Genomic DNA, 7,774 nt, shown 5'->3' with positions numbered 1-7,774 from the left:
TAAATCTCACAGCATTCCAAGTGAGATTCTGTATGCACTGATGCCTTGGAATATGGATCAGGCAAAATAAAGGTCAGAGATTTATTTCTGACCATTTACTTTCGACCCAGGCTGCGCCTGCAAGTTTAAATCCGGTGACAACATTGTTTTCATCGAGTTCAAGAAATATATTCTTGGTAATCTTGGGGATCAGAGTGGATTTCTCTCCGAAAGTCATGGTCCCGTTAATGATATTGTTGGTGTAATCGTCGGTAAAGGCTTTGTTTTCAAGATTAAAGCCCGCAATTATTTTTCCGTCTTTCGTTTGTGATATAAAGACTGGTTCTCCGATTTTCAGCATTGCTTCACTGAGAGTGGTACGGTTTTTCCTGATTGAGGATGCAACACGGCCTGCATCGAGATTGTTATCCTGTGAGGCGGTATTCTTGCAGCCGGATAAGAGTGCAAGAGCAACACCTATTGGAATAAAGAGTTTGAGCATGTTCAATAATCCTTGAAGTTGATTCAAATTTTTAATAATTCTTTTCTAAGTATTTTCTGTTATGAAAAATTAAAAAAGCGCCTAATACTAGCATCTAAAAAATACTTTTACAATTAGGTTATTAAGCAAAAATTAAAAAATATTATTGAATAATAAGGAAAAACTTAAAAATATTTACTTTTTTATTTTAATTGAAAAGTACATTATTTATTGCCTTTTTAAATTAAAACTGCAATTTGATTAAAATAAGTTGATCTGTATTTTTTTATATCCGACTTTAAAGAAAATGTGATTTAATCGTCACTTATGAGGTAATACAGGTGAATTTTGTTATCGGAAGAGGGCTTTTCTGTTATAGAAAAAAATCAGTTGAATATAGTGAAATGGCAGGTTAATTTTGTTTAATATTCAGTAAAAGGGACAGCGCTGATGTCTGTCCCAAATAAAACTTAGCAAAATGAGAATGTTACAATATTTCTCCGTCTGTCATGGTATAACCTTCAAGGGAGTTGCGCTTGGTCTGAATACAGATATATGTCAGTCCCTTATCTCCAGATGACAATTTGCGCACACCTTTAGGATCAACTCTTATTACAGAACCTTCCTTCAGTGGATAATCCTTACCGTCTACAGTCATGATACCGTTTCCGTTAAGCACAACATACACTTCTTCGTTCAGCTTGTGTTTGTGTGAAAATGGTCCAACTGTGTCTGGTTCCATATAGCCAAAGGACATTTCCATTCCGGTTAACTTCAGCAGATCTTTTAAGAACAGTTTTGAGTTCATGGTAAGCTTGGCATCAGGACACTCCATGATATAGTCCTTAATGCCATCAAACGAACCTAGGTCTGCAAAGGATACGTTTGCTGCCTCAGCCTGATGCTCTGGTTTCTTTGACTTGTCTGATAGTAGAACTTCAAATGCCATTTTTAATTACCTCTCTATTATTTGTTAAAGCCAGATATAGCTTTGGTTAAAAGTTTTTCCAGAAGATTTGCCTCATCTTCTGAAAGATTATTCATTAATCTGCTGTTCATATTTTCAGCAATCTGATTGAAAAGCTGTTCATAGGATTTGCCTTTCACGGTCAAGGAAACCAGATATACACGGCTGTCCTTCTCAGATTTAACTCTTGATACGAGCTCAAGTTTTTCAAGCTTATCCACCAGTACCGTGGTTGTAGCTTTGGTTCTGTTGATCCTGCAGGCCAGCTCCTGCATTGTGAGCGTCTGCTTCTGATACAGACTAGCCAGGATATCTCCATGGGAAGGTACAATTCCTTTAAGACCGTTCTCTTTAAGCTGTCTTTCCAGAAACTCTCTTGCGAAGCGGTGCAGTGTTGAAGATAAAGCGACGATGCAGTGTTTCATAACCATGACTTTCTTTGCTGAAATATTCCGTAAATCAAAATATAGTTAGATGTCTAACTAATCTGCAGATAAATATAATTAGATATCTAACTAAATGCAACATAAATTTTACATTTATATCTCTTCTTTTTGTTTTTTCTGAAATTTTATTGTGTATTTGCTTAGGTTTGCGAGTTTGATCGGTTATTTTTTTTTTCTTTTTTTTTAAAATCTAAAAATACTTTTAAAAGAAGAAAAAATAAATATAACTATCGGATTTCAAGAATGATAAACCTGAACAAACTGACTAAGGCATGTGTTATTTCTTCACTTCTGTTTATGGGATTATCTGCCAGCGCACAGACCTCATGTGTTGAAGGCTGGGATTTTCAGGCCGAATATCTGAAGCACAACAAGTCAGATAAGCATGTAGATAACTATAATCTGCATGTCTATAAACATTTATGGAATAACGACTATCTGTCATTCTACTATGGCGGAACAGCTTCCATTGCCAACGGCTACATGGATAAGGATGAAAAGAAGGATTCAGATGCCTTTGGTATCGGACCATCAATAATGGGTCGTCTTGAATTCAATCCTTTCGGCAGCTTCTACACCGCTCTGGAAGTCGGCGGTACCATGAGATTCTTCACCAAGGCTCATCCTGCTGGCGCCCGTGCCTATGATTTCCTGTGGAGAGTAGGTCCACGCTTCAGCTATAAGCTGGGAAATTATTCTGCCTTAGGTCTGACCCTTCTTTATGCTCATGCCTCAAACGGTATGAATTCACATAACCCTGGATATGAGATGAAGGGTGTAAACCTGGATTTCGAATATAAGTTCTAAGAAAAAAAATGCCTGAAAATGATCTTTCAGGCATAACAGCTGTTGGTTACTTTTTTTGCTTGCTATAGGTAGGTCTTAACGATCTCACCAAGCTCCTGCTTGGACAGAGCTCCAACCTTTCTTAAAACTTCTTTCTTATCCTTGAAGACCAGAGTAGTAGGAATACTGGTAATTCCGAATTTACTTAAGAGTTCTTCTGATTCGTCAGCATCTGCATAGCAAAGCTTAATCTCAGGATTCTCAGATGAAAATTCCATTACTCCTGGTTTCATGGCTTTGCAGTGTCCACACCACTCGGCACCGATGAACATCATCTTGAAGCCATCGTCACCTAAAACTTCCTTATCAAAACTTTCTGTATTTACTGGCATCATTGACATAATTAATTCCTCTTTATTTTTCGTGATGTTTAATATATTATGTATTATATAGTAAAATTAAATTGTGTCAAATTAAATCTAATAAAATTTTAAATTATAATCGAAGTATAGATTCAGAATCTGCGGTTGTATGGCCGATTAAGGCTAGAAAGACCTCAGAAAACTGCTACAATAAAAACATAAGAGTGAATTGGCTCTGTCATGAAGACAGTCTTAAAATATTTTTTCACCTTGGATTTTAAGCTATGACTAAAAAAGATAAGAACGATCCTCTGCTTTTAGAGAACCAGGTCTGTTTCCCTCTGTATGCCTGTGCCAGAAGAGTGGTTAACACCTATGCCAGCCTGCTTAAGGAACTGGATCTGACCTATACCCAGTATGTAACCATGATGGTAATGTGGGAGCATGAGAAGATCTCTGTCAAGGATTTAGGCGCCAAGCTGTATCTGGATTCAGGAACTCTGACCCCGGTTCTCAAGAAACTCTGTGCCCTGGGCGTGATCAGAAAATATCGTGATGAGTCAGATGAACGTGTGGTAATAGCTGAAATTACTGAGGAAGGACGTAAGCTTAGGGAAAAAGCTCTGGTTATTCCTCAGCAGATCTGCTGTAAAATCAGCAATAACAGCAGCGGTTTTACTATGGATGATGCAATGCAGTTAAAGGGGCTGTTGTTAAAGCTGCTTTGCAGTGTTGATTAGCATACATCCAGAGGTACCTTGTGATTAGGGGCTGGAAAGGCCTGATTTAAAAGCTCCAGCTCTTCAGCGGTCAGGGTAATGTTTCTTACCGCCGCATTTTCAAGAGTGTGTCTGGCGCTTGAGCTTCTTGGAATTGCAATCATATCCTCATTTGCCAGTACAAAAGCCAAAAGTACCTGAGATGTGCTCAGATTATGACTCTTGGCTATCGTCAGGACGGTTTCATTCTGAAGAATTCCTTTTGCAAGTGATCCTCCCTGAGCTAAAGGACAGTAGCTCATAGGATAGATGTTCTTCTCCTTCATGTATGGCAGCAGATCGTATTCAATACCGCGTGAGCCTAGATGATAGAGCACCTGGTTTACGACGCAGTTCTCTCCTCCGCTGTGTTCTACAAGCTCAACCATATCCTCGGTATCAAAATTTGAAACACCCCAGGATCGGATTATTCCTTCCTCAACAAAGCGCTCCATGCTTTCTACCACCTCAGGGAAAGGTGTATCTCCAATCCAGTGGTACAGATACATATCAAGATAATCAGTCTCAAGACGTTTCAGTGAATGCTCAAGGGAATAGCGGATGTGGTTACGACCGGCATTTGATGGAAGTACCTTTGACACCAGAAACAGAGAGCTTCTGTCATAGTTTTTGATGGCTCTGCCTACAAAGGCTTCAGAACGGCCCATTCCATACATTTCAGCTGTATCAATCAGTTTTACGCCGGAATCTATTCCCATACGGATAGCCTCATATTCACTACGGGCTTTTGATGATTCCTCACCTATATACCACATGCCCATACCCAGACGAGGCATCTTTAATCCGTTTTTTAAGGTTACAAATTCTTTCATTACTAAATAGCCTTAGGTTAATTGACTGGTGTGACACTGTTTCGTTTTATTTTTATGTGGATGCTTTAATTGTCACTGCATGGCATATATAAGCCAGAGCTGTGTTCTTTAGCGCAATAGATTAATAATACCAAAGCATTATAGATTCTTCTTGCTAATACAGCACAGTTTTATAAATGCACTATTTTTGTAAAGCTTTCCCCAAAAGAGTTCCGTTTATTTAAACTTTTTAAGCTGTATCTCAGTTTTTTACGGAAAAATAAATTCTTTTGTGATGTAAATTCAATTGATTATTCTATTAGACATATTTTTTTTCTAAAATGAAGATAGCTAGGAGAAAATGCATGGTAAACTGTAGAGAATATATTTATTTACGTGAACTATTGACTGCTGCACATTTGAAATACGAGACAGCTCGTATACCTGGAGGTTATAGATATGTGCACAGAGACTTTGTCACCCCGATGTTAAACAGTCAGACATTACCGAGCGCAGACCGTTACACTTTATAGTTAACGGTTTTTTTGTGCCCGTAAGGAGCAAACCATGGTCAGAGTCAAACAGTTTTTAGATGACTTCAAGAGCGGATCTAAAAGAAGAAAGACTTCTATGGCATTACAGCAGTTTGAGGAATGGCAGCGACAGAATTCAAATGTCATGATCATCAGACTTGAGGAATATGGGGAAAAGGGCAAAAGCTCAGTGATCTTCGTGGTTTATGACGATCTGATATAGCTTTTTTTCAAGGTCAGCTCAGAATATAAGAGTAGAGATATATTTCTCTGAAAGGCTCTGTCACCCAAAAAAGAAGGTAGCATATAAGCTGCTACCTTTTATAAGAGCAATGAACATTATTTTCTATTTAGCTTTGTACCTATCAAAACCAGTCTAATTATCCGTTCTGCGGCATCTTCCAGCATTGTCGCCGCGTTCTCTATACAACTATTAAGGCTTATCGGAGCACAAGGAGTTCCACTCACCGCATCTATTCCATGATTATAGAGCGCAGAGGCATCAGAGCTGATACCTCCAGAAAGACATATAACCGGAATCTTATATTTCTTAGCAATGGCAGCAACTCCAACAGGGGCTTTTCCGTTTGCTGTCTGTGAGTCTGTAAAGCCCTCTCCGGTGAACACCAGATCTGCGTCTTTAGCAATGTTTTCAAAACCGATAATATTTAATATCAGTTCTATTCCCGGTTCCATTTTGCCGTTGGCAAATAGCATCAGTCCTGCACCAAGACCACCGGCAGCACCAGCTCCAGGAACATTTCTGATATCAATGCCTACATCTCTTCTGGCAATAGCAGCATAATTTTCAAGCGCCTTGTCAAGAATCTCAACATCCTTAGCCGTTGCTCCTTTCTGCGGACCGTAAACTGCTGAACAGCCATGTGATCCACAAAGAGGATTCTTTACATCTGAGGCAATAAGAATCTTTGTATAGTTAAGTCTGGGGTCGAGATTTCTTAAATCGATACTGTGCAGTTTCGAAAGCGCCTCTCCTCCTTTTGGCAGAATCTTCCCCTCACTGTCGTAGAACTGTGCTCCTAAGGCCTGAGCCATACCGGCACCACCGTCATTGGTGGCAGAACCTCCAATACCGATGATAATACATGAAGCTCCACTGTCTAAGGCTGCCTTGATAAGCTGTCCTGTTCCGAATGTGGAGGCTTTTTTTACGTTTCTTTTTTCCTGCGGAGTTATTAGAATGCCTGAGGCAGCTGCCATTTCAATTACAGCGGTTTTTCCATTTTCTGTCGTACACAGTCCCCATACAGCGTCAACCTTTTCTCCTAAAGGACCTTCTACCTTTGTATGAACATACTGTCCGCCGGTCATGGAAACAATGGCTTCAACAGTGCCTTCACCGCCGTCAGCAATCCATACTTTCTCAATCTGTGCGTCCTTTAATACTTTTCTGATTCCTCTTTCCATGGCAGACGCAGCCTGAGAAGAGGTTAGACTTCCTTTAAATGAATCAGGAGCCAGTACTACTTTCATTTTATTCTCCTTATTGGTACAGTTATGTAAAGCAAGAAGCGTGCCATGCACTAATAGATTGATTTCTAAGGAGTTAGTTGTTTTAATAAAATCTTGATGCTACATAAAGTGTTGCAATTAAATACTTCTGCAACACTATTTCTTTTGCTCTGTTTTCATCCTACGATAGATTGTGCTTCTGTCAATTCCAAGTATTCTTGCGGCTTTACTTATATTTCCTTCAGCCTGTTCAATTGCCTGTCTGATACGTTCCTTCTCATCTGATACAGGTTTTAAAGGAGCACTGGCATTCTGAGAACTACTCAGATCCTGGTCATCCCAGTAGGTCATAAGCTGACCACCACTGATTTCTTTCTGTTTAGTAACAATAACCATTCTTTCAATGAAGTATCTGAGTTCACGAACATTTCCTGGCCAGCTGTATTTTTCAAGCAGATTCAGCGCTTCCTTTGAAAAAGCCCTGACTCGACCGTGTTTGCTGCAGTAATGGTCAAGAAAATATTTTGCAAGTACCCTGATATCACCGCTACGGTCTCTTAGAGGAGGTACTCTGAAGGTTAATACCTTAAGACGATAATAGAGATCCTGTCTGAATTCTCCTTTGCTTACCTGTTGTGCCAGAGGCTTGTTAGTTGCCACAATGATTCTTACATCCACAGGAATGTATTTGTCATCACCAAGTCTCATTACCTGTCTTTCCTGAATCACTCTGAGTAGTCTGCTCTGGGCATACATTTCCATCTCCGAGATTTCATCAAGAAAAATCGTACCGTGATGGGCCATTTCAAAAAGGCCTGCTTTTCCTTTATGTTTTGCCCCCGTAAATGCACCTTCTACGTATCCGAACAGCTCACTTTCCAGAAGATTAACTGGGAGAGCTGCGCAGTTAACAGCCACAAAAGGTCCGTTTCGTCTGGATGAGGCATTGTGGATACTCTGAGCAAAAAGTTCTTTTCCCGTTCCAGACTCTCCTGTGATAAGTACAGTCGTATCTACTGCTGCAAATTCTCTGGCTAGTCTCTTGGTTTCTGTGATTTCAGGAGAACTGCCAACCAGATTCATGCATGGTTGGTTAAGCATTTTTAGGCATCCTTGGAGTTTTAGATACAACCTCAATTATATGTCTAATGCTTTTACCTCTCATGCGGTTAGTAAA

10 protein-coding genes are annotated in these 7,774 nt (G+C 39.6%); 3 read left to right on the top strand and 7 right to left on the bottom strand.

The window, feature by feature from the left end:
- Window positions 1-73 precede the first annotated feature (73 nt).
- From QZU45_RS10720 to QZU45_RS10710, 3 genes are all read right to left on the bottom strand, one after another.
- Window positions 74-481, bottom strand: coding sequence for a hypothetical protein (locus QZU45_RS10720; RefSeq protein WP_295355158.1), 408 nt, complete (start codon window positions 479-481; stop codon window positions 74-76).
- Between the two features lie 466 nt (window positions 482-947).
- On the bottom strand, window positions 948-1,409 hold the full coding sequence (locus QZU45_RS10715; RefSeq protein ID WP_295355157.1) for a cupin domain-containing protein: 462 nt from the start codon (window positions 1,407-1,409) through the stop codon (window positions 948-950).
- Window positions 1,410-1,426: 17 nt separating this feature from the next.
- The gene (locus tag QZU45_RS10710) at window positions 1,427-1,852 is read right to left on the bottom strand and encodes a MarR family transcriptional regulator (RefSeq protein ID WP_295355155.1); all 426 of its coding nucleotides are present in this window, start codon (window positions 1,850-1,852) and stop codon (window positions 1,427-1,429) included.
- Between the two features lie 264 nt (window positions 1,853-2,116).
- Between QZU45_RS10710 and QZU45_RS10705 the strand changes: the two genes are divergently transcribed.
- Complete coding sequence (locus tag QZU45_RS10705; protein WP_295355153.1) at window positions 2,117-2,680, top strand: hypothetical protein; 564 nt, start codon at window positions 2,117-2,119, stop codon at window positions 2,678-2,680.
- Window positions 2,681-2,742: 62 nt separating this feature from the next.
- On the opposite strand, the gene QZU45_RS10700 is transcribed toward QZU45_RS10705, so the two are convergent.
- Window positions 2,743-3,060: a thioredoxin family protein gene (locus tag QZU45_RS10700; protein WP_074841215.1), complete on the bottom strand. Its 318-nt coding sequence runs from the start codon at window positions 3,058-3,060 to the stop codon at window positions 2,743-2,745.
- A 245-nt stretch (window positions 3,061-3,305) separates the two neighbouring features.
- On the opposite strand from QZU45_RS10700, the gene QZU45_RS10695 reads away from it, so the two are divergent.
- Window positions 3,306-3,761 (top strand): MarR family transcriptional regulator, encoded by a 456-nt coding sequence (locus tag QZU45_RS10695; RefSeq protein WP_295355150.1) that lies wholly within the window; start codon window positions 3,306-3,308, stop codon window positions 3,759-3,761.
- Here the strand turns inward: QZU45_RS10695 and QZU45_RS10690 are convergent.
- Window positions 3,758-4,612 carry an aldo/keto reductase gene (locus QZU45_RS10690; RefSeq protein ID WP_295355148.1) on the bottom strand — a complete coding sequence of 285 codons (855 nt, stop codon included), beginning with the start codon at window positions 4,610-4,612 and terminating at the stop codon, window positions 3,758-3,760. The two genes, QZU45_RS10695 and QZU45_RS10690, sit on opposite strands and share 4 nt — an antisense overlap.
- Window positions 4,613-5,158: 546 nt before the next feature.
- Here QZU45_RS10690 and QZU45_RS10685 point away from each other — a divergent pair.
- Complete coding sequence (locus QZU45_RS10685) at window positions 5,159-5,347, top strand: hypothetical protein (RefSeq protein WP_074841218.1); 189 nt, start codon at window positions 5,159-5,161, stop codon at window positions 5,345-5,347.
- 116 nt (window positions 5,348-5,463) lie between these two features.
- Here QZU45_RS10685 and QZU45_RS10680 read toward each other — a convergent pair whose 3' ends face one another.
- Window positions 5,464-6,618, bottom strand: coding sequence for a glycerate kinase (locus QZU45_RS10680; protein WP_295355146.1), 1,155 nt, complete (start codon window positions 6,616-6,618; stop codon window positions 5,464-5,466).
- Window positions 6,619-6,753: 135 nt separating this feature from the next.
- The gene (locus QZU45_RS10675; RefSeq protein WP_295355144.1) at window positions 6,754-7,698 is read right to left on the bottom strand and encodes a sigma 54-interacting transcriptional regulator; all 945 of its coding nucleotides are present in this window, start codon (window positions 7,696-7,698) and stop codon (window positions 6,754-6,756) included.
- Between the last annotated feature and the right edge of the window lie 76 nt (window positions 7,699-7,774).

It is taken from the genome of uncultured Succinivibrio sp. (genome assembly GCF_902756765.1).
In the GTDB taxonomy this organism is placed as follows: domain Bacteria; phylum Pseudomonadota; class Gammaproteobacteria; order Enterobacterales; family Succinivibrionaceae; genus Succinivibrio.
This window is presented reverse-complemented; position numbering and strand designations above follow the sequence as displayed.